This window comes from Streptomyces sp. WM6386, assembly GCF_000972385.1.
In the GTDB taxonomy this organism is placed as follows: Bacteria; Actinomycetota; Actinomycetes; order Streptomycetales; family Streptomycetaceae; genus Streptomyces.
The window spans coordinates 1-328 of the sequence record NZ_JXTE01000740.1; the positions used below are offsets into that span (position 1 = coordinate 1).

The following is a 328-nucleotide window of genomic DNA, read 5'->3' on the forward strand; positions in this document are numbered from 1 at the left end:
CCTCCGACCCGGTGCCCCTCACCGTCGCCGGACCCACGATCGCGCCGGACGACTGCGTCACCTTCGGCGAACGGGCCTGCGCACAGGGCTCGTTGCCGCTGTCACGCGCCTGCGAACTGATGGACTGGCTGTTCAAGGACGAGCCGTGCTGATCGAACGGGTACGACTGCGCGGCGTGCTCGACTCCCGGGCGCGCCCCACCGTCGAGGCCGACCTCCACCTCGCCGGCGACGAGGGCTTGGGCCGCGGCTCCTGCCCGGTTGCCATCGCGCCCGGACGGCTCGAACGGCGCCGCGGCCTGAACACCGGCTACCGCGCGACGCCCGCT

1 pseudogene is annotated in these 328 nt (G+C 73.8%); it reads left to right on the forward strand.

From position 1 onward, the window contains the following. Window positions 1-145: 145 nt before the first annotated feature. A pseudogene (locus TN53_RS43470) lies at window positions 146-328 on the forward strand (hypothetical protein); the annotation flags it as partial.